Origin of the sequence: Shewanella sp. DC2-4, assembly GCF_013248875.1 — a bacterium.
GTDB lineage: Bacteria > Pseudomonadota > Gammaproteobacteria > Enterobacterales > Shewanellaceae > Shewanella > Shewanella oncorhynchi.
Genome location: NZ_JABRVR010000002.1, coordinates 710545 through 737417, shown reverse-complemented (window position 1 = coordinate 737417; position 26873 = coordinate 710545). Strand labels below are relative to the sequence as shown.

Below are 26873 nucleotides of genomic sequence, written 5' to 3'. Positions count from 1 at the left end.
TGCAATAACTAAGAGAGAACTTATCTCGTCTATCTTAGTTATATTTGGTGCCGAGAGCGGGACTTGAACCCGCACGACCGTTAGGTCACAGCCACCTCAAGGCTGCGCGTCTACCAATTTCGCCACCTCGGCGACACCTTTTACTAGTCAGGAATTTTCGTTTCTGACTTTTGGGTTCCTTGCTCAACAGGTTGGGTAACCTGTTCAGTGTCTGAACCTAAATCTTTCCATGAATCTTCATTTTTTGCGTGGTTTGCACTTAAGTTACCAATAAGCAGACTTAAAGTGAAAAACGCAATGGCAAGAATCGCCGTACTACGTGTCAGGAAGTTACCTGAACCGCTTGAACCAAAAAGAGTACCTGATGCACCGGCGCCAAAAGAGGCCCCCATGTCAGCTCCCTTACCTTGCTGAATTAATACTAAGCCGATTAGACCTAATGCAACCAACAAGTAAATAACTACTAGAACTTCATACATATTATGCGCTCATCGCTATGGTACACAGACTTAAAAACTCGCTAGAGTTTAAGCTAGCACCGCCAATCAGTCCACCATCAACATCAGGTTGGGCAAATAAATCTGCAGCATTACTCGGTGTCACACTACCACCGTAGAGAATCCTGATATTTTCTCCGATAAACGGAGACACTTCAGAGAGGCGTTTGCGAATAAACGCATGAACTTCTTGTGCCTGCTCTGGTGTAGCACTTTTACCTGTTCCTACAGCCCAAAGCGGCTCGTAGGCGATAATAGCGTTATCAAAAGCCATAGTGCCATTTTTCTGGATCACTATATCCAACTCTTCAGCAATCACCTCGAAGGTGCGTCTTGCTTCGCGTGCTGGACCTGACTCACCCACACATAAAATTGGGGTTAAGCCATGCTTTTGTGCAGCGGCGAATTTCTCCGCTACGATATTACTCGTCTCTCCGTACATACGGCGACGTTCTGAATGCCCGATAATTACATATCGACATCCTGAATCTTTGAGCATCTGACCTGAAACTTCTCCTGTATAAGCGCCAAAGTCATGTTGACTTAGGTTTTGAGCGCCCATCCTAACAAGTGAACCGTCTAACGCTTCCTTGTTTGCTTCTAGCAGTTGCCTAACGCTCTCTAGATAGATAGAAGGCGGGCATAAAACCACTTCAGCTGAATCATTTTGGAGCTTAGAGGCAAATTTTTTGAACAACTCTTGGGCTAATGCCGCACTGCCGTTCATCTTCCAATTGCCAGCTACCATAGGACGTCTGAGTGCCATCACTGTCTCCTCTGAAAGCGGCGTGAATAATAGCGAACCACTTATTAAGTTACAATAGCTAAATTCGAATTTTTTCAGATATCAGGTTGGAATGCTTATTTTTTACACGCCAAAGCTGTTTTCTGTTCATTTGTGCAGCTAACACCTTAATTTTAAATTGGTATCAGCCGCACTCATTACAAAATTAGTAAATATTAGCTTGCCGATTTTACCGCATCCGCAATCAAATTTGCGTGCGCCAATACTGCACTATGATCGTCACCTTCAACCATGACACGGATCAAAGGTTCAGTACCTGACTTACGTAATAATACTCGGCCACGCACTCCCAGTTGAGATTCAACCTGTGCCTGCGCCGCTTTAACTTTATCTGACTTAAGAGGGTCATGCTCGCCTTCAAAGCGCACATTGACTAACACCTGCGGCAACATTTCCATCGCAGAAGTCAGTTCTTCTAGCGTGGCATTCTGACGACGCATAGCCGCTAACACTAAAATCCCCGCAACTATGCCATCACCAGTTGTCCCGTGATCAAGATTGAGGATATGCCCTGAATTTTCACCGCCGATGCGCCAATCGAGTTCTTTAAGTAGTTCCATCACATAACGGTCGCCCACTTTCGAACGCGCAAAGGGGATGTCTAATGCTTGCAAGGCGAGATCAAGCCCAAGATTTGACATTAACGTACCAACTACACCACCGCGTAATACGCCACGGGATTTCGCATCACAGGCCAGAATATATAAAATTTGATCACCGTCGATCACTTCGCCTTTGCTGTTGACCATCATAATACGGTCACCGTCACCGTCGAGTGCAATGCCTAAATCGGCACTTTCGGCTAGAACGGTTTCACAAATTTTGCCCATGGACGTCGCGCCCACTTTATCATTGATGTTCATCCCGTTGGGTTTATCACCAATGGCAATCACCTCGGCGCCTAACTCACGAAACACAGCTGGCGCTATGTGATAAGTTGCGCCATGGGCACAATCAACCACAATTTTTAGCCCAGTTAACGTGTGTTCTGCAGGAAAATTACCTTTGCAATACTCAATATAACGGCCACGGGCATCTTCAATACGCGATACCTTCCCCAATAGATGCGACTCAACACAAACGAGGGGCTTTTCAAGCTCGGCTTCAATTTCTAGCTCTAGGTTATCGTCTAACTTACTGCCGTCGGTGGAGAAAAACTTAATACCGTTATCGTAATACGGATTATGTGACGCGCTGATCACCACCCCAGCTTCGGCGCGAAACGTGCGCGTTAAATAGGCTACAGCTGGTGTTGGCATAGGTCCCATTAACATCACATTAAGGCCTGCAGCAGAAAGGCCAGCTTCTAATGCCGACTCAAACATATAGCCCGAAATACGGGTATCTTTACCTATAATCACCTTTTTGGTACCACTGCGGGATAACACGCGCCCCGCCGCCCAACCTAACTTAAGCGCGAGCTCAGGCGTCATTTGACCTGAACCGACTTTTCCCCGAATACCGTCAGTTCCAAAAAATTTACGTTCTTTCATATCGCTCCACAAACTCAAATGTGTCCCAATGATTTGGGATCATAATATTAATTAAATGCTTAACGAGAGCATAACGATGCTTAAAAATACGCTTGTGTCGCTTGTAACACCTTGAGCATATCCACAGTTTCAGTAACATCATGCACACGAATGATATGAGCACCCTTTTGGGCCGCTATCATAGCGCCAGCAAGGCTCCCAGCAAGACGTTCTGAGGTCGGTTTTGCTAAGAGGTTTCCTATCATGCTCTTACGAGACAATCCTATCAATATCGGTAAATCAAACTGGGCAAAACAGTCGAGCTTCGCCAGTAATTCATAGTTATGCTCTAAGCTTTTACCAAAACCAAATCCCGGATCGAGTATTAATAATTCACGGGGGATCCCAGCTCGCAAGCAAGCTTCAATCCGCTCAGTTAAAAAGGCAGAAACTTCTTCAATAACATTATGGTAAGTCGGTGCAAATTGCATGCTTTTGGGTTCACCTTGCATATGCATTAAGCATATGGGGACTTGCAACTCTGCAGCAGCTTCAAGCGCACCGGGTTCCATCAGGGCGCGCACATCGTTAATCAAATGTGCGCCCGCAGCAACAGCTTGACGCATGACTTCAGGTTTACTGGTATCGACCGAAATCCACACATCATGGTGCGCCGCAACATATTTCACCAACGGGATCACCCGCGCAAGTTCATCGGCTAAGCTCACCTCGGCGGCGCCAGGTCTTGTCGACTCACCGCCAATGTCTATCATTCCCGCGCCTTGAGCCACCATGTCATCGGCATGCTGACAGGCAAGCTCATAGGAAGAATATTGACCACCGTCGGAAAAAGAATCGGGAGTGACATTAAGTATACCCATCACAATGGGCGAAGATAACGCGAGGCGTTTAGTGCCAGCAATCAGTTCAAACACGCATTTACTCCTGTAATACGAACACTTACGATTTTACTCACTGGCATAACTTGCGTCATTAATTTCAAGCCTTCATTTTCTATCCGAAATGACTAACTGTCAGAAGATAAATATCAATGGTGGCAGAGAGTATCAATGACAGCGCAGTCAAATTGCTAACAAGGTAAAACAAGAAAACCCCTTTACGGGGTTTTCTTTGGTTTCACAACACATTACTTAGCTGGAGATTCATCAGGATCTTTCAGTTCTGGATCAGCAGGTGCAGTCACACTGTCTTCAGCTTTCGCTGCTGGTTCACCATGACCATTACCTTTATCGTTAGAACCATTGTCATCCACTTGCCAATCAGCAGGCTGACGCACTTCACGACGTTTCATTAAATCGTCAATTTGAAGTGAATCAATGGTTTCATACTTCATTAAAGCTTCTTTCATTGAGTGCAGAATATCGAGGTTATCCGTCAATATCTGTCTCGCTCTAGCGTAGTTTTTGTCGATAAAGACCTTTACTTCAGCATCGATAATGGTTGCAGTTTCATCGGACATCGCTTTGGCTTTACCCATGCTGCGACCTAAGAAGACTTCACCATCTTCTTCTGCATACAGCAATGGACCTAACTTGTCCGAGAAGCCCCACTGAGTCACCATGTTACGCGCAATAGATGTCGCGTATTTGATGTCCTGTGATGCGCCAGTCGACACTTTCTCAGTACCGTAGATAAGCTCTTCTGCTAAACGACCACCGTAGGCGACCGAAATTTGGCTTTCTAGCTTACGACGGCTCTGGCTCACTGAGTCAGCTTCAGGTAAGAAGAAAGTCACACCTAAGGCACGGCCGCGAGGAATGATAGTCACCTTGTGCACAGGATCGTGCTCTGGCACTAAACAACCCACAATCGCATGGCCCGCTTCATGGTAAGCAGTCATTTCTTTTTCGGCTTCAGACATCACCATAGAACGGCGCTCAGCACCCATCATGATTTTATCTTTTGCACGCTCAAATTCTTCCATGCCTACAACTCGGCGATTTCCACGAGCCGCAAACAGGGCAGCTTCGTTCACTAAGTTAGCTAAATCAGCACCCGAGAAACCTGGCGTACCACGGGCAATCACGCTTGCTTTCACATCTTCAGAAAGCGGCACTTTACGCATATGCACTTTCAAAATCTGCTCACGACCACGAACGTCTGGTAAACCAACGACCACTTGACGGTCAAAACGACCCGGACGTAATAACGCAGAATCGAGTACGTCTGGACGGTTAGTTGCCGCGATAACAATAACGCCTTCATTACCTTCGAAGCCATCCATCTCAACCAGCATTTGGTTCAGTGTTTGCTCACGTTCATCATGACCACCACCTAAACCCGCGCCACGTTGACGACCGACCGCATCGATTTCATCGATGAAGATAATACAAGGTGCAGATTTTTTCGCTTGTTCAAACATGTCACGCACACGGGATGCACCGACACCAACAAACATTTCCACGAAATCAGAACCTGAAATAGTGAAGAAAGGGACTTTAGATTCACCCGCAATGGCTTTCGCCAGCAAGGTTTTACCTGTACCTGGAGGACCCACCATCAGTACGCCCGTTGGAATTCGGCCGCCCAATTTTTGGAATTTAGTTGGGTCACGCAGGTAATCAACCAGCTCTTTCACTTCTTCTTTTGCTTCGTCACAACCAGCAACATCGGCAAAAGTAGTTTTAATCTGATCTTCGCTCATCAGCTTGGCTTTGCTCTTACCAAAGGACATAGCGCCTTTGCCACCGCCGCCTTGCATCTGGCGCATGAAGAAAATCCATACCCCGATAAGCAATAACATTGGGAACCAAGAGATGAAGATTTGGGTAAGGAACCCTGACTCTTCGGCTTCTTGGCCCTTCATAGTGATGCCTTTACGATCAAGATCATTAATTAAATCTTGGTCATATAACGGCATGATAGTAGTGAATTTTTCACCAGTTCGTTTAGCACCTTCAATAGTACGTTGGTCGCTCTTAACTTCAACAGTTGCGACCTGTCCATCACGGACATTATCTAAGAAGGTAGAATAATCCATCTTCTGCGATGACGAAGAAGAGGGGGAGTAACCCTGAAACACTGACATCAGCACAACGGCGATGACAACCCAGAGTATTAGATTTTTTGCCATGTCACTCAAATTACTAGACCTCATTAAGTCTTGCGATTATTAACGCTAGGTTACTACAACTTGTACCCAGTCGCCACAAGATAGACTTCGCGGGAACGAGCCCGTGAAGAGTCTGGTTTACGTGTTTTAACGACTTTAAACACTGCTTTTACCGCTTTCATGTATTCGTCAAAGCCCTCCCCCTGAAAGACTTTTACCGCAAAACAGCCATTAGGAGCCAATACTTGATGGCACATATCTAACGCCAATTCCACTAAATACATGGCACGGGGCTGATCAACACTATCTGAACCACTCATGTTGGGTGCCATATCAGACAACACAACGTCAACTTTAGCATCACCGACGCGAGTAAGTAATGCTTGAAGGACTTTATCTTCACGAAAATCCCCTTGCAAAAAATCGACGCCGACGATGGGATCCATAGGCAAAATGTCACAGGCGATGACTTTACCTCTATCTCCCGCTAATTTAACTGCCACTTGAGACCAACCTCCCGGAGCGGCACCGAGATCAACCACAGTCATGCCTGGGCGGATCAGTTGATCCTTTTGCTGGATCTCCTCAAGCTTAAACGCAGCGCGAGATCGCAAGCCCATTTTTTGGGCGAGTTTGACATAGTGATCATCAAAGTGTTCTAGCATCCAGCGATTAGAACTGGCCGTACGTTTTATACCTGACATTTAAAATCCGCAACAATTGAGAGTTACACAAAGGCTATATAAGGGTAGAATAGCCGTTTTTCAACAGTAACTCAGCAAAAGTTGGTAGAAATGAACTTAACAACCAAACAAAAACAGCATTTAAAAGGTCTAGCGCATCCGCTAAAGCCAGTGGTGCTGCTTGGTGCCAATGGATTGACTGAAGGCGTACTCGCTGAAATTGAAAGCGCACTCGCTTATCATGAACTGATTAAAGTGAAAGTAGCCTCTGCCGACAGAGAGCTAAAAAATGCCATCGTTGATGCCATAGTACGTGAAACTCAATCCGCAAAAGTGCAACTTATTGGTCATATTCTGGTGATTTATCGTCAATCACCAGAAATGAAAATTGCTTTGCCAAAGGCAAAGTAATTTTTCTTGATTTTATCGTGTTAACAAAAAGGCCATTCAATCGAGTGGCCTTTTTGTTTTCGCTGTTAATTTAAGCGATTAGCATAGCCCTAAGGTGTTTCAGAAATCACTTGTTCCTTATAATGCTCTGGCGTTAAGCCTAATAACTCAGGCAATGAGGTACCAACTGAAATAGAAGAGAATGTGCCGGTTAATATACCGATAAACATTGCAATCGAAAATCCTTCCAGCGGCCCACCGCCCATGATCCACAGCGCACCGACCGTCATTAAGGTTGTTCCTGAGGTCACCATAGTGCGAGAAAACGTCGCCACAATTGCTTGGTTGTTAATGTCTTGAATAGCAAGCTTTGGCTTAGCAATCAATAATTCACGAATACGGTCAGCGATAATGATCGAATCGTTTAAGGAATAACCTAAAATCGCCAGCACAGCCGCAAGTATCGTTAAATTAAACTCCATCTGAGTCAACGCGAAAAATGCCAGCACGAACACTACGTCATGCACTAACGCGAATAGTGCACCCGATGCGAGTCGCCATTCGAAGCGGTAACTTAAATAACCTAATATCGCCAGCATAGCGACTAACAGCGCCAAACCGCCCTGCTCTGCCAATTCTTGACCAATCTGCGGCCCGACAACACTGCTGTTAAGCACTTGCACTTCAGAGTTAAGCGGCGCTAATACCTGCTGAATATCGATATTACCTTGCTCTGTATCGGCACTCTTTATATCGGAATAGCGCAACACCCAACGTCCCGGCTCACTGGCGGAGACTACACTCACTTCTTGCTGATAAGCGGCGTTGAGTAAAGGTTGCAATTCACTGCTGGTAATTTTTCTATCGATCTGCACTTCGGTGACGACACCGCCAGTAAAATCTAAGCCCCAGTTAAAACCTTTCACGCCGATGATGGTTAATGACACTAGCATTAACAAAATTGAGATAGCACTCGAAACATAACGCCATTTAGTTAGATTGATATTTTTCATAGTTATACCTTTACATGACGGCTAGCATCACGTCCATAAACTAAGTTGATCAAGGCCCTTGAAGCAAAGATACCGGTAAACATGCTGGTCAATAGACCTAGGCCTAAGGTCAAGGCAAAACCTTGGATTGGACCATTACCTATGGAGTAAAGCACCACAGCAGTAATCATAGTAGTGAAGTTGGCGTCGAAAATGGTAGAAAACGCGCTATCAAACCCCGTATCAATTGCCAGCGCAAAACTGCGACCTTCCTTTAACTTATCTTTTATTCGCTCGAAAATCAGTACGTTGGTATCGACAGCCATACCGACTGTTAACACCAAACCCGCAATCCCAGGTAAGGTCAACACAGCGCCAGGGATAAGCGCCAGTAAACCAAACAGGATCACCATATTGGAGATCAGCGCTATATTCGCCACCCAACCGAGACGGCGATACCAAAGCGCCATAAACAGCAAGGTAATCCCCATCCCTAAACCAAGGGCAGCAAAACCGTTTTCAATGTTTTCAGCACCCAGCGTCGGGCCAATAGTGCGCTCTTCAACAATAGTCACTGGCGCCGTCATAGAGCCAGCTCGCAGTAACAAAGCTAATTGTTGTGCTTCTTGATAGGAGCCTGCACCCGTAATGCGAAAACGATCTCCAAGTTGGGATTGAATCGTCGCAACACTGATAATCTCTTGTGTTTGCTTTGCCTTACCTTGCTCATCACGGCTGTATTCGCTGTAAGACGTCGCCATAGGTTTGCCGATATTGGTACGGGAAAACTCAGACATTTTCTGCCCGCCCACACGGTCAAGGTTAATGTTCACCTCCGCCATGCCCATCTCGCCTAAACTCGCCCTCGCATCGACAATATGATCGCCACCCAGCACTGGTGTGCGGCTCACATAAATAGGCTTACCAGACTTGTCATTGAGCACCATAGCATTAACGGAGCCAGACTCTTTAACCTCGAAAAAGGCCAGACTCGCCGTAGCACCGATAACGTTTTTAGCGGCTGCAGGATCTTGTACTCCAGGCAATTCAATCCGAATTCGATGCTCCCCTTGACGCTGCACTAAAGCTTCAGTGATACCGAGTTCTTCAATACGGCTGCGCATCACTTGTAAGTTTTGCTGCACTGTCAAATTACGCAGTTTCGTTTGCTCTTCTTGGCTCAACTTAATCAGTAAACCCGCGCCATCTGCATTGGATAGCTGCCAATGAGGATAGGACTCTTTCATCATTTGACGCACAGCTGCACGGGCGTCATTATCCGGCAACGTCATGTTTAACTGATGACTTTGGTCCAAATGCACGCTAGCACCACGAATTTTCTGCTCACGGATGAATTGACGTAGCGAATCAACAAGCGTCTCGGCCTGAGTTTGATAAACAGGATCAATATCAACATCGAGTAAGAACTGTACGCCACCGCGCAAGTCGAGCCCGAGTTTAATCGGCTGAAAGCCTAAGTTTTGTAACCAACTTGGCGCCGCACTGGCAAGGGATAAAGTCAACTCTTTTGGCTCTGCGACCATAGAAGAGACTAAAGTTTTGACTAAGGTTTGTTGGTTATCTGCATCGAGGACAATTATGGTTTCACCATTTTTTTGGTCGATACGTTTTACCGTCACGCCTTCAGCTTGTAGCTTATCTCGAAGGGCAATAGGTGTGAGCGTTAACCCCGCCTTCGCGCCCACCTGCACCGCCGCATCCTCACCGTAAAATGTCGGCAAAGCACTAAATAGCATCACGATAATAGTGACGATAAGCACTAAGTATTTCCAAGCTGAATAGTGATTTAGCAGCCGTTGATTGGGTTTTCTTTCCATGGGATTAACTCGCTATTTAACGCTCAGCATTTAAATCAAATCGCTAAGCGAACATATTGATATCAGTCCGAAACCCGTAATTGAGTACCAGCGGCTAAGCTCGTAAGGCTCAAATCATCACTGCTTACTTAAGCAGCTATAAAAAGTTTCGGTGAGTACAAAAAGGCAACAGCATGAAAAATCGATAAGAGTAGGCTCCTATCAACATCATGCCTAAATAGGCGAGTTAAGCGGCTTGTTGGCTAAATCGATATTGAAGATTTGAGACTTTCCAACCCGAAATTCGGGCGGGGGAAGAAACAGCAGAAAGCGTCCAATCTGATGTGATATCAAGATCGGTGGGTTCAACAACATTGGATGTCGGTTCGGCAGTAAAGTCTACAGCGAGTACATATACTGGCTTGACCTCACGCACATCGTGCTGGGCAAGACTGATAAATCGCGGCGAATTTATCGGGGCAAAATCTAAGTCATCAGAATGACTTACATAGTCAGAGCTCGGACAAGGTGCTGGCTGTGATTCTAATTCTGAATTGACTAGATCGGTATCATGACTATTCGGTGAGCCGCAGCTTTCAACGGTTTGCGCATCAGACTGTGCATTAGATTGGGCATTGAGCTGTGCATTGTCTTGGGCGATAACATCGGCATCGGGCAAGCTTTGAGGCTCAGCGCTTCGCTTTGTATGGGGAGTCGAGCTATCAAGACTCACAGTATGCATCTGAGCATAATGGCGAGTTGCATCACTGCGCTGTACTGAGGGTTTTGGCGCATAGCTAGCCGAGTGCGCAATCAACATGATCGCCACGCAAACTAACATCAATCCTGTACGCCAATGTTTGACCAAAGCGTGCCCTCTTATAAAACATTATCAAACTAAAGATGAACCTATTCATTGTTAGCTTTTGATGCTTAACTGTGGGTCCATAAAGTGAAACTCGCGCAAAAAAACAACATACACATTTCGCCAATGTTGAATTTGCTAGGATGGCAGCTTAGGCAAAAACCTACAAAGAGACAAATTAAACTTTGTCCATCTTACCCCGAATTCAACGCTGAAGCGCGGTCGATATCCTTGGCTAAAGCACTAAATTCGAGCCCTAAACTCAAGCCGTAAACAAACTTAATTCGCGGATAACAAAAAACCGCCCTAGGACGGTTTTAGCGATATCGCATGAGTCACGCTCACAACACTATAAGCAAAGTATTATAAGCAGATTATAAATACTGTACTGAGATGATTTCGTAATCTGTCATACCACCTGGCGTAGTAATAGACACTTCATCACCTTCATTTTTGCCGACTAAGCCACGAGCTATTGGTGAATTCACTGAAATCAGGTTTTCTTTAATATTCGCTTCGTCATCGCCGACTATGCGATAAGTCACTTCGACATCGGTATCAAGATTTAAAATAGTCACAGTGGCGCCAAAAATGATACGACCGTTATTCACCATCTTAGTGACGTCGATAATTTGCGCGTTAGATAACTTACCCTCAATATCACGGATACGTGCTTCACAAATACCTTGTTCCTCACGAGCCGCATGGTATTCCGCGTTTTCTTTCAAGTCGCCTAACTCTCTCGCTGAAGCAATTGCTTCAGTGATTTTAGGACGACGGTCAAACTTGAGAATATCTAACTCTTTACGCAGCTGCTCTGCACCGACAACTGTCATAGGAACCTTAGTCATAACTTCTTTCGTCTCCTTTAAAACAAAAGCAACCCGTGCCAACGCTAAGGTCAACACAGTCAAATGAGGGTGGAATTGCGCTATTCTAATCGTTATGCGCTTTTGATGCACCAAGAACAATGCATTGACGCAGCTTACCCAACCTTAAGCAGAGTTACCAGTAATCAAATTCAAATCTGTATACATAAGGAAATTTCGCACAATTTTTAGCTCGAAATGGGTACAAAAATGCCCACTCGCCATTTAGACTGTGGGCATTAAGACTCAAAGCAAAAACCTCAAATAGAGGTTAACTCATTTATTCAAGCCCTGCCTCAAAGGTCAAAAAGATTTCACTAACCGTTTTATCAGCAAGGGATTTATCTGAATTAGGGCGCTCAATTGCCGCATGTAAGAGATAACGTCCTGCTGAAGGTAAGATCATTGAAACTTTACCGTCTTTATCTGAGGTAAATTCGATTTCCTCTGGTTTGTTTCGATATAAGCTACCGTCTTTCATAATGGCGACTTTAACGCCTTCAACGGGCTTACCATCGAAAACAAATTGCAGGGTAGCAGCTTCATTCTCAACAATATCTGCAGGATGAGTCACAGGCACTAGTTCTAAATATTCCCCCTTAGGCTTTAACACTTCCTCAGTTGGCTTATTACGTGTGACATAGGTTTCAACCCGCGACACATTTAAAGAACTTTCAAGTTCATAGGCTCCCTTTGGCATAGCAGCAGTTGTGGCTTTTTTATCCATACGGCTGCGTACAACCCCTTCTTTTCCTTTAACTTTATATTGAGAAAAATAACGAGGTGAAACTTCTTTTTCAAACTTATAAGTGCCATCTTGCATCAGTTGCACATCAAACACCGACTTACGTCCGCCCGTATAACTTGAGCTTGGAGACGTTGGTTTTCCATTTGGCTGTAACACACGCACATCACTGGCACTAAAAGGTTTATCCATCATAAACACTTGATTGCTGGCAGACACATCTGAAGTAATCCACACAATTTCTTCACTTTCAGCCGAAACGTTGAAGTGGCTAGGTAAAATCCATCTGTCGTGGCTACTTGCCAATGGGCTAATACAAAGTGTGCCAAGTAATGTAATAAGACGTAATTTCATGCCTTTTCCTTAAGTTTAACGATTAATATACGGGCTAAATATTTAATGGATTGACTCAACGAGCCATGCCGCTTAAGCGTATGTCGATAACGCCAGTTTCTGTCGTGGCGGGCAACTGCACAGAGAAATCTCCTGCAGCTAAATCGATATTTTGTCGTACAAGATCGCGACCACCGTGTTCACGCACCACTTCAATAAATACAGTGTAAGTGGCAGGTTCAAGCACTTTTCCCGCCTCATCTTTTAAATCCCAATCGATTTTGTAATGACCCGCGGGACGTGTCGCAGATGCAATACCGTCAACAAAGCTCATATCTTCGCGTCCGGCTTTACGCCACCAACGACGGATATCTTTCAACCATTTATGGCCTTCATCCCATACCCAAAGGCTTAAGGTTTTAACCGTTTGCCCCTTGGCATCCTCAACCCATACGGCCACATAAGGTCTGTGATATTGCCCTTCGGTAATTTCAGGCAAGGTTAAATCGACTGTCATTTTAGGCGTCGCAAACGCCACAGAACTGACAAACAAAGCACTCACCGTAATGGTGCGAATAAGATGACGCATACTCGGCCTACACTCCTTATGGAACAAAATAAACATACACAAACCCGCAACTGCTGCTGACGAGTACCATGTATAACAATGACTTTTTGAGGCGCTTGGTTTGAGGCAGCAACAAATAAGCCCCAGTAAGCGAAAATAAAATGATAAGCACAGCGCTGAGATCGAGTATCCAAGCCCAAGCTGCTCCTGTGTTACGGCCCTTATGCAAATCATTCACTACGGCAACGACACCGTAATCTAAGGTTTCGACATAGGCTTGGCTGTCGAGTAAGTCCAAAGTCAGGCTGCGGTAAGTGCCGGGCCCTTTGCTGACTAAACTAATTTCATCTTCATCGATATCGGCACTCGCCATATCCATAGCCCATTCACTTTTCAACCAATGACCCGCAGCCAGACGCCATTGTGAGTCTTGGGCATTAACGGGTAACAAATAGGCCGGGATTGGCACTTGCTCCCGCTTAGGTTCCTGATCAGCTTGAGAAAACCAATTAGGATGATTTAACGTTATACCTGTCACCGCAAAAAACAGCATCAGCAACAATAAAGCCATAGACACATAAACATGAATAATGCGGGCAAAGGACAAAGACGACTTACTGACTCTTAATTTCAATGATGCACTCTCAAAAACAAACCGAAGAGAAATACCTCCAGAGTCTGCTTTCCCTATGCAGCTAAGGATAGAAATGAGCTGCATTAAACTAATTTAATGCGCCGAGATTAAATGAGATCGATTATCAAACAGAACAAAGTTTACAAACTTTACATATTCAATACTGAAAAAGAAGTTAAAAAGTAAGAAGAAAATAAGTGCTAAAAATAAAGCACTTAGGGGTAAATCTGTTTTTAGCACTCAAAAACCATTACCTTCGATTAAATTAGCAGCAAACAATCTATTGTATCACCTGTAAATACCTATAAAATTCATAAGGATAAAATTCAACATTTGGGCTAACTTTTTTCCTTAAAATTTACTTTGCCACCCTCTCGTTTACCTTATGCCAATCAGCTACAATCCGCCGCCGGCGACTTGCTGGTACTTCCAAGGAAATATCATCTTGAGTACATCTCTGCTCAAAAAAATGCGCTGCCTGCATATTGTGTGGCTCGCATTAATGCTCAACGCCTGCGTTGCACCACTATTATTAATGTCACCTCAAGGCCAGCTCATGTGGGCCCTGCTTAAACCCCTTGTCGGTTTAGATCCGAACGATGTCGGATTATTCGAACAACCGCTCATCAAAAACCGTATGCAGGAATTGCTGGGTAAAAATTACGATACCACCCTATCCCTGCTCAAAACGGCCGACAAGATCCAACAGGAAGGTCCACTCATCTACTTAGTGTCAACTTACACCCCTGTCCCCGAAATGGCCGAAAAAGCGGGTCTTGTTTGGAACTCAGACACCAACCAAATGGCAGTCATGCTGATGAAAGGCGGTGCACCCTTAGTGATTTCTGAGCAACTCAGTAATCAGGTAGAAAAACGGGTCCCAAGTTGGCCGAAGGAATTAGCCGACTATACCGATCCACAGAAGTTACAACAAAAAGCCTTAGAAGCGGGCGCAAATCAAGTACAGCAACAATTAGCAATACCTGATGCTGTCAAAGCCGTTGCAACAGGTGATGTTAAAGCGGCCCAAGGTGCCGTTATTGATAGTGCGGTCACAGAGAATGCCGTCATTAAGAATGCTGCAATGCCAATCAATAGCACTGAAGCGGCTGCAAAAGTCGCCGTTCCAGCGGCTCCAGCAGAAATAAAATCGCCACCTGTTACTCCTGAAGTCAAAAAGCAATAAAACGGATCACCACAGTGTCAGCTCAAATGGCACTGTGGATTAACTTTGAAAATAGCTGAATTGCCACAACCAACGGGAATTATAGAGACAAGGGAAAGGCTGGACGGGCTAATTGAAGGGAAATTGAAAGCAAAATAACGCTAAGCTGAAATTAGTTAAAAGTCAGAAAGCAAAAAGCCTGTCCGAAGACAGGCTTTTTAACTTTTTGGCTGGGGTACAAGGATTCGAACCTTGGGATGCCGAGATCAAAACCCGGTGCCTTACCACTTGGCGATACCCCAATAAACTGTGTTTAATCTTCTATCGAAGATTGCATTTTGATGGTACGGGAAGAGAGACTTGAACTCTCACACCTCGCGGCACCAGAACCTAAATCTGGCGTGTCTACCAATTTCACCATTCCCGCATCAAAATGTACCAAAATTGTCTATTCAACATTTTTGGATTTTTCTCTGATAAATCACTTTAACAGAGTTAAATATGGTAGCAATGGCGGGACTTGAACCTGCGACCCCAGCATTATGAGTGCTGTGCTCTAACCAGCTGAGCTACATTGCCAATGGCTGGGGTACAAGGATTCGAACCTTGGAATGCCGAGATCAAAACCCGGTGCCTTACCACTTGGCGATACCCCAATCAACTTGAAAACTGAGAAAAAATGGCTGGGGTACAAGGATTCGAACCTTGGAATGCCGAGATCAAAACCCGGTGCCTTACCACTTGGCGATACCCCAACTAACTCTGTTTCAAACATCCGCTATCGCCGATGTTTCTAAATTCATATATCTAAAAAATGGTACGGGAAGAGAGACTTGAACTCTCACACCTTGCGGCACCAGAACCTAAATCTGGCGTGTCTACCAATTTCACCATTCCCGCACAGTTTCATGTTTACATCGTGAAGAGATGCTAGCAATCAATGCTAGAGTAAAATCGTGATTCATTTTATATAAGAAATTTATCTTAAATAAAATGGTAGCAATGGCGGGACTTGAACCTGCGACCCCAGCATTATGAGTGCTGTGCTCTAACCAGCTGAGCTACATTGCCACATCGATATTACGCGCCCCTCTCAGCGAGGAACGGGGCGTATTATGCTTATTCAAGGTATCTAGGTCAACAGCTTTTTTTCGCTATTTCCCTTAGGTTAAGCTGTTCGGCTATTACTTCACCAAACTGAGCAACAGATGTGCTAAATAACACCTTGTTGTTCATACTTAGCTTAATTTATCGAGACTTACAGCGTGAATAAGCTTTGTTATACGTTAAACAGGAAATGCATCACATCGCCATCTTTAACGATATAGGTTTTACCTTCCACGCGTAACTTACCGGCTTCTTTCGCGCCAGCTTCACCTTTGTGGGCAATAAAGTCATCAAATGCCATCACTTGGGCACGGATAAAACCACGTTCAAAATCGGTATGGATAACACCCGCCGCTTGCGGAGCACTCGCACCCACTGGCACAGTCCAAGCACGCACTTCTTTCACGCCTGCGGTGAAATAGGTTTGCAGATTCAGTAATTCATAACCTGCGCGGATCACACGATCTAAACCTGGTTCTTCGATACCCAGATCCGCCATAAATTCATCGCGCTCCTCGATTTCCATCTCGGCCAGTTCAGATTCAATCGCCGCACATACGGCAACAACGATAGCGTTTTCTGTCGCAGCAATGGCGCGAACGGCATCTAAGTGCGGGTTATTTTCAAAACCATCTTCCGCAACGTTAGCAATATACATGGTCGGTTTTAAGGTTAAGAAGTTCAGGTAAGCCACCGCTTCCAGCTCTTCTTTCGATAAATCCATTGAACGCAACATTTTAGCTTCGTCTAAAATGGGGCGCATTTTTTCTAATACTTCCACTTCAAACTTAGCGTCTTTATCGCCACCTTTAGCACGTTTCTGCTGACGCTGAACCGCACGCTCTAAACTGTCTAAGTCAGCTAACGCTAATTCAGTGTTGATGACTTCGATATCGCCAGCTGGGTCAACCTTGTTAGCAACGTGAACAATGTTGTCATCATCAAAACAACGTACTACATGACCAATCGCATCGGTTTCACGGATGTTAGCGAGGAACTTGTTACCTAAGCCTTCGCCTTTAGATGCGCCAGCCACAAGACCCGCAATATCCACGAATTCCATGGTGGTAGGTAACACACGTTGTGGATTCACAATCGCAGCTAACGCATCCAGACGTGGATCCGGCACAGGTACAACACCAGTGTTAGGTTCAATGGTACAAAACGGGAAGTTAGCCGCTTCGATGCCAGCCTTAGTTAACGCATTAAAAAGCGTTGATTTACCTACGTTAGGAAGACCAACAATGCCGCATTTAAAACCCATATGCTTACCTTTCTCTCGATTATTGGCTGACAAGTCACACTCATCAGCGAGGTTTAGTCGTCCTGCCCTATGGCAGCACATTACTGAATAATTAAATCACTTGAATCACTTGACACTTGAGTCTCGCCAAAGGCAAAACCTACTCCGCTTTAAAGGAGTGTAATCTGTTCATGGCTTTCACCATGTCTTGTTTAAACAAAATTTCGGTAGAACGCACGGCTTCATCTATCGCCGCCTCGATAAGCTCTTGCTCTTTAGCTGGTGCTTTTCCCAGTACGTAACCACTCACTTGATTTTTATCACCGGGATGACCGATACCTAAGCGTAAACGGTAGAAGTTTTTATCGTTAGCCAGTTTAGCAATAATATCTTTCAGACCATTGTGGCCGCCATGACCGCCACCGAGCTTAAACTTAGCCACACCGGGCGGCAGATCGAGTTCATCGTGAGCGACCAGAATCTCTTCCGGCGTGATACGAAAAAAATTCGCCAAAGCGCCAACCGCTTTACCGCTTAAATTCATATAAGTCGTCGGGATCAATAAGCGGACATCTTTACCGTGCAATACGGCTCTGGCGGTCAAACCAAAATACTTACTATCGGCCACTAAAGTCACGCCGCAAATTCTCGCTAACTCAAGTACGTACCAAGCCCCCGCATTATGGCGAGTATGTGCATATTCAGCACCTGGATTAGCCAGACCAACTATTAATTTTATTTCGCTCATGACACTCAATATCGTTATTTCGTTGATGACAGCCGCGCAAAGTGCCGACTGAACTGACCATACCTGCTAAAAACGCGGCATTTTAGCACTCAAACCCCAAGTCAACAAATGCCACGTCATCGCACAGGAGCAGAACACAAGGTCAGAACACAGAACAACTCAGCGTTAATTAAGTCCCATAGCATATTTAAGGACTGTCTTTTTGAGCGGGGAATTGATGTTTGCCAACTTTAACGCGCCATTACGCAGCAGCTTTAGCGGCAGAAAATCGTTGCTAAAACCGGCGTAAAACAAATCCATCGCCGTCATCATCAATTGATTATCGCGATAACGTTTGCGCTGATATTGGGCAAGCACTTCATTCGACCACCAGATATTATCTTGGGCTAATGCATCCTTGATGACCGCCAAAAACGCTTCGACATCCTTAAACCCAAGGTTCACCCCTTGGCCAGCGAGCGGATTAATGGTGTGGGCGGCATCGCCTAAAATCACCACATTATGACTATAGTAGCGCTGGGCATGGCGACGAGTGAGGCCAAAACTGCCTTTATTCTCAACGGTAAAATCAGCGTCCAAACGCGCTGGAAAATGCACTCTTATCTGATCTGCAAGCTGTTTATTATTAAGCTGCATTAACTGCTTAATTCGATTGGCATCGTCGTACCACACCAGCGAAGCGTTATTGCCTGGTAAAGGTAATAATGAACGCGGTCCTTTGGGCGTAAACTGCTGCCAAGTCACATCCTGTTGCCCCTGTGCGGTGTTGATATTAATCAACATGGCCGATTGAGCGTAATCCCAACCCGAAATGCCAATTCCCGCCCATTGACGTACCTGCGAGTGAGCACCATCGGCGCCAACCAACAACTTAGCGGTCAGTTTACTATTTGACTGTAAGTGCACGCTCACACCGTCGCTATCGCGGGCAAATGCCACCACTTTATCGGGACAATATAAGGTGATGCCAGCCAATTGTGTCATCTGTTGCCACAGGGCAAGTTGGATTAAACGGTTTTCGACTATATGACCTAAATGGCTGGCGCCAATTTGTGAACAGTGGAATTGGGTGATGCAGCCATCGAGCTCCCAAGTTTCTAAGCCCAAATAAGGCACATTACGCATCTTGAGCAATGAGTCCAAGGCGCCAAGACGTTCAAGCAGCGTTTCAGAAGCCACACTGATGGCCGAGACTCGCACATCTAATGGCTGTTCGGCTTGATAAGCTTCTGGCGCAAAAGATTCAATCACCGCCACTTGCAAACCCTGTTGGGCTAATCCAATTGCCGTCGCCGCACCGACCATACCGCCGCCGACAAGAATGACATCGAACTCAGTGCCTTCTGCATGAGTGACGTCAGCATGAGTCACGTTAGAATCTGTGGTGTCGGATATCATCTGTGCATGTGTCTCTTCAATCTGGCTCATCCTACTTACCACCTTAGTTACCACCTTAGTTACCACCTTAGTTAGCACCTTTAAGCCCTTCTGTATTTCTGCCTAAGCGACTTTTCACAAACCCGCTTGATTATGCCTTATATCAAGATACCACGGAAATGTTGAGCGCATTTCGATTCGAAATCCGTGAAGACATAGGCATTCAAGCCCGAATAGTTTGCTGGAAATAACGAAAGCTCAACCTGTTAACAATATTAATCTTGCCCAAATGCAGCCGAACAATAAAAACCTAGCATTTGTGAGGGTATCGCCCTTGGCAAAAGCCAACAGCTAAAAGTGTGGACAAAGCTGGTCAGCAGCCGTAACAGCAGGTAAAATGTCGCGCTATTTTTATTGGTCATCTAGGGCGACACAACTGATGAGTAAGAAACTCCATATCAAGACTTGGGGCTGTCAAATGAATGAGTATGACTCATCCAAGATGGCTGATCTGTTAGGCGAATACCAAGGTTATACCTTGACTGAAGAAGCGTCTGAGGCAGACATTCTCCTGCTCAACACTTGTTCTATCCGCGAAAAAGCGCAAGAAAAAGTGTTCCATCAGCTAGGACGCTGGAAGACGCTTAAAGATAAAAATCCCAATTTGATTATTGGCGTGGGCGGCTGCGTTGCCTCACAAGAAGGCAAAGCCATTAAAGACAGAGCCCAATGTGTCGACATTATTTTCGGACCACAAACCTTGCACCGTCTGCCCGAGATGATCGAGCAAGTGCGCCGTGGCGACAAAGCGGTTATCGATATCAGCTTCCCTGAAATCGAAAAATTCGACCGTCTGCCAGAGCCACGCGCCGAAGGCCCAACCGCGTTTGTGTCTATCATGGAAGGTTGCAGCAAATACTGCTCGTTCTGTGTTGTGCCTTATACTCGCGGCGAAGAAGTCAGCCGTCCATCGGACGATATTATCCTTGAAATCGCCCAATTGGCGGAGCAAGGTGTGCGCGAAGTAAACTTGCTCGGCCAAAACGTGAATGCCTATCGCGGCGCAACTCACGATGGCGCAATTTGTACTTTTGCGGAATTACTGCGCTTCGTGGCAGCCATCGACGGTATCGACCGTATCCGCTTCACGACCAGTCACCCGATTGAATTTACACAAGATATCATCGACGTTTACGAAGATACCCCTGAGCTTGTAAGCTTCTTGCACTTGCCAGTGCAATCGGGTTCTGACCGTATTCTCACAGCGATGAAACGCGGCCATATGGCGATTGAATATAAGTCAATCATCCGCCGCCTGCGTAAAGCCCGTGAAGGGATTCAAATCAGCTCAGACTTTATCATTGGCTTCCCAGGCGAAACCAAAGAAGACTTTGCCGATACCATGAAGTTGATTGAAGACATAGGTTTCGACCACAGCTTCAGCTTTATCTATAGCGCACGTCCGGGCACGCCAGCGGCAGATTTGCCCGATAACGTCGATATGGAAGAGAAAAAACAACGTCTGGCGATTCTGCAAGACCGCATCACCCAGCAAGCCATGCGCTACAGCCGCCACATGATGGGCACAGTGCAACGTATTCTGGTTGAAGGACCATCGGTGAAAAATCCTATGGAACTGCGCGGCCGTACTGAGAACAACCGAGTGGTGAACTTCGAAGGTCAACCAAAACACATTGGTACTTTCGTGGATGTCGAAATCGTCGACGTTTACACTAACTCACTGCGCGGTACTTTTATTCGCGGCGAAGATGAAATGGATCTACGTCGTAGCCTGCGCCCTGCAGAAATTCTGGCCAAGCGCAAGCAAGATGATGAACTGGGTGTGACTCAATTTAAGCCATAAGCGTTAAATCGGCTTAACTTAAACAGTACCGATATCAGTACCTATATAAAGAAGGGCGACTTAGTCGCCCTTTTGCTTTAACGCACTTTTATTTAAGTCTACCGAGGCAATTGCTATTTTCCGTTAGCAATTATCGGCTATGGCTCGTAAACTAAAATTATCTTGCGATGGTTAACCAACCTCGTACCTTGCTTTCTTATTCGCTATTGGGAGTGCTATTTGTCCAGTAAATTAACTACCATGAATCTGTATATCGAACCCGCAGAAACACGCCGTTTGGCTTCACTGTGCGGTCCATTCGATGACAATATCAAGCAGATAGAACGTCGCGTTGGCGTTGAAATCGTCCGTAAGAACAATCATTTCCAGATCACCGGACTGCCACGCAATTGTTTAAGCGCCAACAACTTACTCAAAGAACTCTACATCGAGACCCAAACGGTGAAAGGCAGCACGCCCGATCTTGAGCCTGAGCAAGTCCATATCGCCATTCAAGCGGCCATTGCCCTAGAGCAAGCAGACGCTAACGACGACAGCGGTATTAATATCAAAACCCGCCGCGGTGTCATTAAGCCACGCAATCCGAATCAAAGCTTATATGTGGCCAATATTACGCGTCACGATATTACCTTCGGTATTGGTCCTGCAGGAACGGGCAAAACCTACCTTGCCGTAGCAGCGGCAGTAGATGCGTTAGAGCGCCAAGAAGTGCGCCGCATTCTGCTGACTCGCCCTGCAGTGGAAGCGGGTGAAAAACTCGGTTTCTTACCCGGTGACTTAAGTCAAAAGGTAGACCCCTATTTGCGTCCGCTCTACGATGCCCTGTTCGAAATGCTTGGCTTTGAAAAAGTGGAACGCCTCATCGAGAAAAATGTAATAGAAGTGGCACCGCTTGCCTATATGCGCGGTCGTACCTTGAACGATGCCTTTATTATTCTCGATGAAAGCCAAAACACCACAATCGAGCAGATGAAGATGTTCCTTACCCGTATCGGTTTCAATTCCCGTGCGGTGATCACAGGCGACATCACTCAAACCGACTTACCTAAACATCAAAAGTCAGGACTACGTCACGCGATTGAAGTGTTAAGCCAAGTCGAAGAAATCAGCTTTAACTTTTTTGTCTCCCAAGATGTAGTGCGCCATCCTGTGGTTGCCCGTATCGTTGAAGCCTATGAAGCCTTCGAGTTAAAAGAGCAAACCTTAAAAGCCAAAAAAGAAAGCCAGTACCAAAAGCAACAGCAGGAAGCCGCAACACATGAGTCTTGAGTTAGCCTTAGATATTCAACATGCCAGCACCAGTGAGTGGCTGCCAACGGACGAACAATTCGCCCTTTGGGTCACTACCGCAATTGGCAATAGCATGGATGAAGCTGAATTAACCATACGTATCGTCGATAGCCGCGAGAGCCAAATGCTCAACAATACCTATCGCGGTAAAGACAAACCGACCAATGTACTGTCATTTCCCTTTGAAGCACCACCAGAAATTGAACTTCCTTTACTCGGAGATCTTGTCATTTGCGCGGCAGTCGTTGAAAATGAAGCCCGTGAACAACAAAAACCACTAGAAGCGCACTGGGCACACATGGTTGTACATGGTTGCTTGCATCTGCTAGGGTATGATCACATCGACGATGAAGAAGCCGAAGAGATGGAGTCATTAGAGACTCAACTCATTGAAAGCTTAGGTTTTACTGACCCATATAAGGAACAATAATTAGCTAAGATAATCCCTATCAAAAGCTAATGAGAAAACTATGAGTGACGATATCCCCCCTAGTACGAACGCCCACAAGAAAGGTTGGTTTGATAGAGTAAGTCAGCTATTTCAGGGCGAACCTCAAAATCGCGAAGATCTAGTCGATGTGATTGATGGTGCCGAGCAGCGCGATTTGATCACCCAAGATACCCGCGAGATGATAAAAGGTGTATTAGACGTTTCTGATATGCGTGTTCGGGATATCATGATCCCAAGAGCTCAAATTGTCGCCCTCCAGATAGACAATTCGGTCGAAGAGTTACTTGCGACTGTGATTGGTTCAGGTCACTCGCGCTTCCCCGTCGTTAACGAAGATAAAGACCATATCGAAGGCATATTGCTTGCCAAAGATTTGATCCCTTACGGTTTCTCCAACAGTGATGAGCCCTTCTCACTGGATCGCGTGATCCGTCCCGCCGTGGTTGTGCCCGAAAGCAAACGCGTCGATGTTCTGCTAAAAGAATTCCGCTCTCAACGCTACCATATGGCGATTGTGGTTGATGAGTACGGCGGCGTATCGGGACTCGTGACTATCGAAGATATTCTTGAAGAAATTGTCGGCGAGATTGAAGACGAATTCGACCACGATAGCACTGAAGAAACCGAGATCCGCAAAGTCGGTAACACGGTTTATATGGTTAAAGCTTTGACGCCAATCGAAGATTTCAACGAAGAATTCAACACTGAATTCAGCGATGAAGAGTTTGATACCGTCGGTGGCTTAGTCTCACACGCCTTTGGCCATCTGCCAGAACGTAACGAGAGCATCATCATTGAAGGCATAGAATTTAAAGTCATCAATGCTGACACTAGGCGTTTAATCCAACTCAGAGTTAAACTCCCCGATCCTAATACTGGCGAAGACGTAGAATAATCACTCGTGCTAAAAAAAATCCGGGCTTTTGCCCAACAACAGTCCCAACCTAGTGCTTTGAGACTCGTACTGGCATTTGCCCTTGGCGCCAGTACGGCGCTTTCATTTGCGCCCTATTCCATTTGGATAATCTATCCGTTTGCCATGGCTATTGCCCTCTGGCACAGCCGAACGCTGAGCGCTAAGGCAAGCTTTTACTATTGGTTAAGCTTTGGATTTGGCTGTTTTTCCGTAGGGATCAGCTGGGTTCACGTGAGCATGGATACCTTTGGTGGTATGCCGCTCATTGCCTCCGTTGGGTTAATGGCCTTGTTAGCCTTGTATTTAGCCTTGTATCCAGCGCTAACTGGTTTAGCGCTGGTTTGGTTAACTAAAACGCTGAGCCATGATGGTGAAACTCGATTTGGTCTTTGGCGTAATCTCGCCCTATTCCCCGCGTTATGGACCTTGACCGAATGGGCTCGTGGCTGGGTAATGACAGGCTTCCCTTGGTTATGGGCGGGTTACTCGCAAACTCAAGGGCCGCTAAAACCCCTTGCCAGCATCATAGGCACACTGGGAATAAGTTTTGTATTGGCCATGCTCGCTGGTGCATTAGCACTTTGTTTTACTAAGCGTTATAAGAGTTTACTGCTTTTACTGCCGCTCAGTATTCTGGCCGTGTGGGCTGCGCCTAAACTTTGGGAGATTCATCCTACGGGTGAAAATATTAAAGTGGCACTGGTACAAGGCAATATTCCCCAAAGCATGAAGTGGGAACCCGATGCCCTGTGGCCGACGCTGTTAAAATACATGGATTTATCCCGTGAACATCTGGATGCCGATATCATTATTTGGCCAGAAGCGGCAATTCCAGCGCCAGAATCTATGGTGCAGGACTTCTTAGATAACGCCAATAAAGTCGCCAATCTAAACCATACCTCAATTATCACTGGCATTATTAGCCATCAAAACAATGAGTTCTATAATTCATTGATTGTGCTTGGTAATCATAATCAGAAACAACAAGCAGGCCCTGACTATGAGGGCGATGGTAGTAATCAATTTAAGAAACACCATCTGTTGCCAATTGGCGAGTTTGTCCCCTTTGAAGCGCTGCTGCGCCCGATAGCACCTTTCTTTAATTTGCCCATGTCGTCCTTTACACGAGGCGAATATCAACAGCCTAACCTCAGCGCCCTAGGCCATAAAATCGCGCCAGCAATTTGTTATGAAATTGCCTTTCCGGAACAGTTGCGCGACAACGTTAATCAAGGGACAGATATACTATTAACTGTCTCTAACGATGCATGGTTTGGTAGCTCAAATGGGCCATTACAGCATATGGAAATCGCTCAAATGCGCGCGGTTGAATTGGGTCGGCCTCTATTACGCGCAACCAACAATGGCGTGACAGCCATAGTCGATGAGCATGGCAATATTACAGCGTCATTGCCACAGTTTGAAATAGGCGTGCTAAGTGCAACCATTCCATTAGTCACAGGGCAAACTTGGTTTGCAAAATTAGGCCAAATGCCCCTACTGATACTCTGTGGTTTAATCGTTCTACTCGGTCTTGCCCGACGTTTTAAAGCGCAATAGGATTGAGGCCATGCATTACCAAGTCAATAAACAAGATGTGGCAGGTTTTACCTTAATTGAACTTGTCGTTGTGATTATTGTGCTTGGGATCTTGGCTGTGATCGCCGCGCCTAGATTTATCGGTTTAAGTAAAGAAGCGCGGGTACAAACCTTAAACCAAGTACAGGCCGGCGTTAAAACAGCCAATATACTAGCTTACTCAAAAACCCAAATGCCTAGCCTACTGAGCCAAGCGGTAGCTGGGCGCGATGATATTATTGATATCGACCTCAATGGTGATGGCACGCCAGATACACGATTAAAATGGGGTTACCTCGATAATACTGATGTGGAAAAATGGATCACCTCAGATGATAAACTTATCATCCAATATCAAGGCATTGATATCACTTATATAGGCTACGATCTTAACAACAATTCCTTAGTGAATGATGACCAATGCTATTTCCGCTACACCCAAGCCAGCGATGCCAGCACTGCGCCGCAATATGATATCAACACCCAAGGTTGTTAGGCTGACACTCAGTTAACCTGTGTTATCACGCAATTGTCTGCGAATACATTAGGCTGATTGCGCGTTCCACGTTAAGGTGAACGATTAGACGTGGCCTTATACCAATCACAGTGACTGTGTCTGCATAGCCAATATGATTGGTACCATTACCTCGTTCCTTAACCAAGGTACACAGTCAAGGCAACTCTATGGCACAGCTTCGCGTGCGCTACCAAACCCACGAATTTGGGGATCTCGACATTCATGTCAGAACCCTAAGAAATAACCAAGAATTTGAAGACATAGATGGCGAAGCTGAAAAGCTCGGTATTTCCTCCGCAACTTGGCCATTATTTGGCATAGTTTGGCCGTCTAGCCAAGTGCTATCCCATCATATGGCCGATTATCAAATTGATAATAAACGCATTCTTGAAGTTGGCTGCGGTATAGGGCTGGCAAGTCTAGTGCTAAACCACAGACATGCCGACATCACAGCAACCGATTATCACCCCGAGTCGGAGAATTTCCTTAAGCAGAATGTCGATTTAAATCATGGTCGTGCGATTCCATTTGTTCGAACTGGGTGGGCAGATGCACAAACTAATTTAGGTTTATTTGATCTCATTATCGGCAGCGATCTCTTGTACGAACAAGAACATGCCGATCTCTTATCACAATTTATTGAGCAGCATGCTAAACCAATTTGTGATGTAGTCTTAGTCGATCCAGGCCGTGGTAATCATGCAAAATTCAGTAAACGTATGGTGACTTTAGGTTACGAACACTCACAACATAAACCCATTCACACTGAATTTTTATTAGCGCCCTTTGGCGGTCAAATCCTCAACTACTCTCGTACCAACAGTTGATACAGCCTAATTAATGCAAATATGAGCAATTTAGGTCTAATAGAACT

25 protein-coding genes and 8 tRNA genes are annotated in these 26873 nt (G+C 45.6%); 9 read left to right on the top strand and 24 right to left on the bottom strand.

The features are described 5' to 3' along the window. Positions 1–45: 45 nt before the first annotated feature. From HQQ92_RS03905 to rlmE, 7 genes are all read right to left on the bottom strand, one after another. Positions 46–132, bottom strand: a tRNA-Leu gene (locus tag HQQ92_RS03905). Between the two features lie 11 nt (positions 133–143). Further along, a complete protein-coding gene (secG, locus tag HQQ92_RS03900; protein ID WP_028761453.1) occupies positions 144–479 on the bottom strand; it encodes a preprotein translocase subunit SecG in 336 nt (111 codons plus the stop codon). Position 480: 1 nt separating this feature from the next. Further along, entirely contained in the window at positions 481–1263 is a 783-nt protein-coding gene (gene tpiA / locus HQQ92_RS03895; protein WP_006082720.1) for a triose-phosphate isomerase, read from the bottom strand. Positions 1264–1457: 194 nt separating this feature from the next. Then, complete coding sequence (glmM, locus tag HQQ92_RS03890; protein ID WP_028761454.1) at positions 1458–2795, bottom strand: phosphoglucosamine mutase; 1338 nt, start codon at positions 2793–2795, stop codon at positions 1458–1460. An 80-nt stretch (positions 2796–2875) separates the two neighbouring features. Next, positions 2876–3709, bottom strand: a complete 834-nt coding sequence (folP, locus tag HQQ92_RS03885; RefSeq protein ID WP_028761455.1) for a dihydropteroate synthase — start codon at positions 3707–3709, stop codon at positions 2876–2878. Between the two features lie 212 nt (positions 3710–3921). Next, positions 3922–5892 carry an ATP-dependent zinc metalloprotease FtsH gene (ftsH, locus tag HQQ92_RS03880; RefSeq protein ID WP_049821780.1) on the bottom strand — a complete coding sequence of 657 codons (1971 nt, stop codon included), beginning with the start codon at positions 5890–5892 and terminating at the stop codon, positions 3922–3924. 29 nt (positions 5893–5921) lie between these two features. Next, entirely contained in the window at positions 5922–6551 is a 630-nt protein-coding gene (gene rlmE, locus HQQ92_RS03875) for a 23S rRNA (uridine(2552)-2'-O)-methyltransferase RlmE (RefSeq protein ID WP_006082724.1), read from the bottom strand. Between the two features lie 90 nt (positions 6552–6641). Between rlmE and yhbY the strand changes: the two genes are divergently transcribed. Then, positions 6642–6941: a ribosome assembly RNA-binding protein YhbY gene (yhbY, locus tag HQQ92_RS03870; protein WP_006082725.1), complete on the top strand. Its 300-nt coding sequence runs from the start codon at positions 6642–6644 to the stop codon at positions 6939–6941. An 89-nt stretch (positions 6942–7030) separates the two neighbouring features. Here the strand turns inward: yhbY and secF are convergent, their stop codons facing one another. The 7 genes from secF to HQQ92_RS03835 all read right to left on the bottom strand — a co-directional run bounded on the left by secF (position 7031) and on the right by HQQ92_RS03835 (position 13743). After that, positions 7031–7933 carry a protein translocase subunit SecF gene (gene secF / locus HQQ92_RS03865; RefSeq protein ID WP_028761458.1) on the bottom strand — a complete coding sequence of 301 codons (903 nt, stop codon included), beginning with the start codon at positions 7931–7933 and terminating at the stop codon, positions 7031–7033. 2 nt (positions 7934–7935) lie between these two features. Beyond that, the gene (gene secD, locus HQQ92_RS03860; RefSeq protein ID WP_173243264.1) at positions 7936–9750 is read right to left on the bottom strand and encodes a protein translocase subunit SecD; all 1815 of its coding nucleotides are present in this window, start codon (positions 9748–9750) and stop codon (positions 7936–7938) included. 226 nt (positions 9751–9976) lie between these two features. Next, on the bottom strand, positions 9977–10570 hold the full coding sequence (locus tag HQQ92_RS03855) for a hypothetical protein (RefSeq protein WP_173243261.1): 594 nt from the start codon (positions 10568–10570) through the stop codon (positions 9977–9979). Positions 10571–10968: 398 nt separating this feature from the next. Beyond that, complete coding sequence (gene greA, locus HQQ92_RS03850) at positions 10969–11445, bottom strand: transcription elongation factor GreA (protein ID WP_028761461.1); 477 nt, start codon at positions 11443–11445, stop codon at positions 10969–10971. Positions 11446–11743: 298 nt separating this feature from the next. Beyond that, positions 11744–12562 (bottom strand): DUF4198 domain-containing protein, encoded by an 819-nt coding sequence (locus HQQ92_RS03845; protein WP_028761462.1) that lies wholly within the window; start codon positions 12560–12562, stop codon positions 11744–11746. A 55-nt stretch (positions 12563–12617) separates the two neighbouring features. Continuing rightward, positions 12618–13130, bottom strand: coding sequence for a DUF2271 domain-containing protein (locus tag HQQ92_RS03840; protein WP_173243258.1), 513 nt, complete (start codon positions 13128–13130; stop codon positions 12618–12620). A 16-nt stretch (positions 13131–13146) separates the two neighbouring features. Beyond that, positions 13147–13743, bottom strand: coding sequence for a PepSY-associated TM helix domain-containing protein (locus HQQ92_RS03835; RefSeq protein WP_173243256.1), 597 nt, complete (start codon positions 13741–13743; stop codon positions 13147–13149). Positions 13744–14212: 469 nt separating this feature from the next. On the opposite strand from HQQ92_RS03835, the gene HQQ92_RS03830 reads away from it, so the two are divergent. Next, the gene (locus HQQ92_RS03830; protein WP_173248574.1) at positions 14213–14929 is read left to right on the top strand and encodes a hypothetical protein; all 717 of its coding nucleotides are present in this window, start codon (positions 14213–14215) and stop codon (positions 14927–14929) included. Between the two features lie 206 nt (positions 14930–15135). On the opposite strand, the gene HQQ92_RS03825 is transcribed toward HQQ92_RS03830, so the two are convergent. From HQQ92_RS03825 to HQQ92_RS03780, 10 genes are all read right to left on the bottom strand, one after another. After that, positions 15136–15210, bottom strand: a tRNA-Gln gene (locus HQQ92_RS03825). 40 nt (positions 15211–15250) lie between these two features. After that, positions 15251–15335 (bottom strand) — tRNA-Leu (locus tag HQQ92_RS03820). 75 nt (positions 15336–15410) lie between these two features. Then, positions 15411–15487, bottom strand: a tRNA-Met gene (locus HQQ92_RS03815). 2 nt (positions 15488–15489) lie between these two features. Continuing rightward, positions 15490–15564 (bottom strand) — tRNA-Gln (locus HQQ92_RS03810). A gap of 24 nt (positions 15565–15588) precedes the next feature. Continuing rightward, positions 15589–15663 (bottom strand) — tRNA-Gln (locus tag HQQ92_RS03805). Between the two features lie 60 nt (positions 15664–15723). Continuing rightward, positions 15724–15808, bottom strand: a tRNA-Leu gene (locus HQQ92_RS03800). Between the two features lie 94 nt (positions 15809–15902). Then, positions 15903–15979: transfer RNA gene (locus HQQ92_RS03795), tRNA-Met, on the bottom strand. Positions 15980–16187: 208 nt separating this feature from the next. Beyond that, positions 16188–17279 carry a redox-regulated ATPase YchF gene (gene ychF / locus HQQ92_RS03790; RefSeq protein ID WP_028761466.1) on the bottom strand — a complete coding sequence of 364 codons (1092 nt, stop codon included), beginning with the start codon at positions 17277–17279 and terminating at the stop codon, positions 16188–16190. 139 nt (positions 17280–17418) lie between these two features. Next, complete coding sequence (gene pth / locus HQQ92_RS03785) at positions 17419–18006, bottom strand: aminoacyl-tRNA hydrolase (RefSeq protein WP_028761467.1); 588 nt, start codon at positions 18004–18006, stop codon at positions 17419–17421. 165 nt (positions 18007–18171) lie between these two features. Then, a complete protein-coding gene (locus HQQ92_RS03780) occupies positions 18172–19434 on the bottom strand; it encodes an FAD-dependent monooxygenase (RefSeq protein WP_173243253.1) in 1263 nt (420 codons plus the stop codon). A gap of 388 nt (positions 19435–19822) precedes the next feature. On the opposite strand from HQQ92_RS03780, the gene miaB reads away from it, so the two are divergent. The 7 genes from miaB (at position 19823) to HQQ92_RS03745 (ending at position 26826) form a co-directional block, all read left to right on the top strand. After that, positions 19823–21247 (top strand): tRNA (N6-isopentenyl adenosine(37)-C2)-methylthiotransferase MiaB, encoded by a 1425-nt coding sequence (miaB, locus tag HQQ92_RS03775; protein ID WP_173243250.1) that lies wholly within the window; start codon positions 19823–19825, stop codon positions 21245–21247. 219 nt (positions 21248–21466) lie between these two features. Next, positions 21467–22516, top strand: a complete 1050-nt coding sequence (locus tag HQQ92_RS03770; protein WP_173243248.1) for a PhoH family protein — start codon at positions 21467–21469, stop codon at positions 22514–22516. Beyond that, positions 22506–22967, top strand: a complete 462-nt coding sequence (gene ybeY, locus HQQ92_RS03765) for an rRNA maturation RNase YbeY (protein ID WP_105251690.1) — start codon at positions 22506–22508, stop codon at positions 22965–22967. The genes HQQ92_RS03770 and ybeY overlap by 11 nt, the downstream gene beginning before the upstream one ends. 40 nt (positions 22968–23007) lie before the next feature. Next, entirely contained in the window at positions 23008–23883 is an 876-nt protein-coding gene (gene corC, locus HQQ92_RS03760) for a CNNM family magnesium/cobalt transport protein CorC (protein ID WP_006082742.1), read from the top strand. Between the two features lie 6 nt (positions 23884–23889). After that, complete coding sequence (gene lnt / locus HQQ92_RS03755; protein ID WP_173243245.1) at positions 23890–25464, top strand: apolipoprotein N-acyltransferase; 1575 nt, start codon at positions 23890–23892, stop codon at positions 25462–25464. A 10-nt stretch (positions 25465–25474) separates the two neighbouring features. Then, complete coding sequence (locus HQQ92_RS03750) at positions 25475–25978, top strand: Tfp pilus assembly protein FimT/FimU (protein ID WP_173243242.1); 504 nt, start codon at positions 25475–25477, stop codon at positions 25976–25978. A gap of 188 nt (positions 25979–26166) precedes the next feature. Then, positions 26167–26826 (top strand): methyltransferase, encoded by a 660-nt coding sequence (locus tag HQQ92_RS03745; protein ID WP_173243240.1) that lies wholly within the window; start codon positions 26167–26169, stop codon positions 26824–26826. Positions 26827–26873 lie beyond the last annotated feature (47 nt).

Excerpts from the sequence above, each read along its gene's own strand:
- glmM (WP_028761454.1), bottom strand. The coding sequence starts at position 2,795 with ATGAAAGAACGTAAATTTTTTGGAACTGACGGTATTCGGGGAAAAGTC.
- HQQ92_RS03750 (WP_173243242.1), top strand. The coding sequence starts at position 25,475 with ATGCATTACCAAGTCAATAAACAAGATGTGGCAGGTTTTACCTTAATT.
- yhbY (WP_006082725.1), top strand. The coding sequence starts at position 6,642 with ATGAACTTAACAACCAAACAAAAACAGCATTTAAAAGGTCTAGCGCAT.
- HQQ92_RS03830 (WP_173248574.1), top strand. The coding sequence starts at position 14,213 with ATGCGCTGCCTGCATATTGTGTGGCTCGCATTAATGCTCAACGCCTGC.
- rlmE (WP_006082724.1), bottom strand. The coding sequence starts at position 6,551 with ATGTCAGGTATAAAACGTACGGCCAGTTCTAATCGCTGGATGCTAGAA.
- pth (WP_028761467.1), bottom strand. The coding sequence starts at position 18,006 with ATGAGCGAAATAAAATTAATAGTTGGTCTGGCTAATCCAGGTGCTGAA.
- secD (WP_173243264.1), bottom strand. The coding sequence starts at position 9,750 with ATGGAAAGAAAACCCAATCAACGGCTGCTAAATCACTATTCAGCTTGG.
- HQQ92_RS03855 (WP_173243261.1), bottom strand. The coding sequence starts at position 10,570 with ATGTTAGTTTGCGTGGCGATCATGTTGATTGCGCACTCGGCTAGCTAT.
- corC (WP_006082742.1), top strand. The coding sequence starts at position 23,008 with ATGAGTGACGATATCCCCCCTAGTACGAACGCCCACAAGAAAGGTTGG.
- secG (WP_028761453.1), bottom strand. The coding sequence starts at position 479 with ATGTATGAAGTTCTAGTAGTTATTTACTTGTTGGTTGCATTAGGTCTA.
- HQQ92_RS03745 (WP_173243240.1), top strand. The coding sequence starts at position 26,167 with ATGGCACAGCTTCGCGTGCGCTACCAAACCCACGAATTTGGGGATCTC.
- HQQ92_RS03780 (WP_173243253.1), bottom strand. The coding sequence starts at position 19,434 with ATGAGCCAGATTGAAGAGACACATGCACAGATGATATCCGACACCACA.
- greA (WP_028761461.1), bottom strand. The coding sequence starts at position 11,445 with ATGACTAAGGTTCCTATGACAGTTGTCGGTGCAGAGCAGCTGCGTAAA.
- miaB (WP_173243250.1), top strand. The coding sequence starts at position 19,823 with ATGAGTAAGAAACTCCATATCAAGACTTGGGGCTGTCAAATGAATGAG.
- ychF (WP_028761466.1), bottom strand. The coding sequence starts at position 17,279 with ATGGGTTTTAAATGCGGCATTGTTGGTCTTCCTAACGTAGGTAAATCA.
- ftsH (WP_049821780.1), bottom strand. The coding sequence starts at position 5,892 with ATGAGGTCTAGTAATTTGAGTGACATGGCAAAAAATCTAATACTCTGG.
- tpiA (WP_006082720.1), bottom strand. The coding sequence starts at position 1,263 with ATGGCACTCAGACGTCCTATGGTAGCTGGCAATTGGAAGATGAACGGC.
- HQQ92_RS03840 (WP_173243258.1), bottom strand. The coding sequence starts at position 13,130 with ATGCGTCATCTTATTCGCACCATTACGGTGAGTGCTTTGTTTGTCAGT.
- ybeY (WP_105251690.1), top strand. The coding sequence starts at position 22,506 with ATGAGTCTTGAGTTAGCCTTAGATATTCAACATGCCAGCACCAGTGAG.
- HQQ92_RS03845 (WP_028761462.1), bottom strand. The coding sequence starts at position 12,562 with ATGAAATTACGTCTTATTACATTACTTGGCACACTTTGTATTAGCCCA.
- secF (WP_028761458.1), bottom strand. The coding sequence starts at position 7,933 with ATGAAAAATATCAATCTAACTAAATGGCGTTATGTTTCGAGTGCTATC.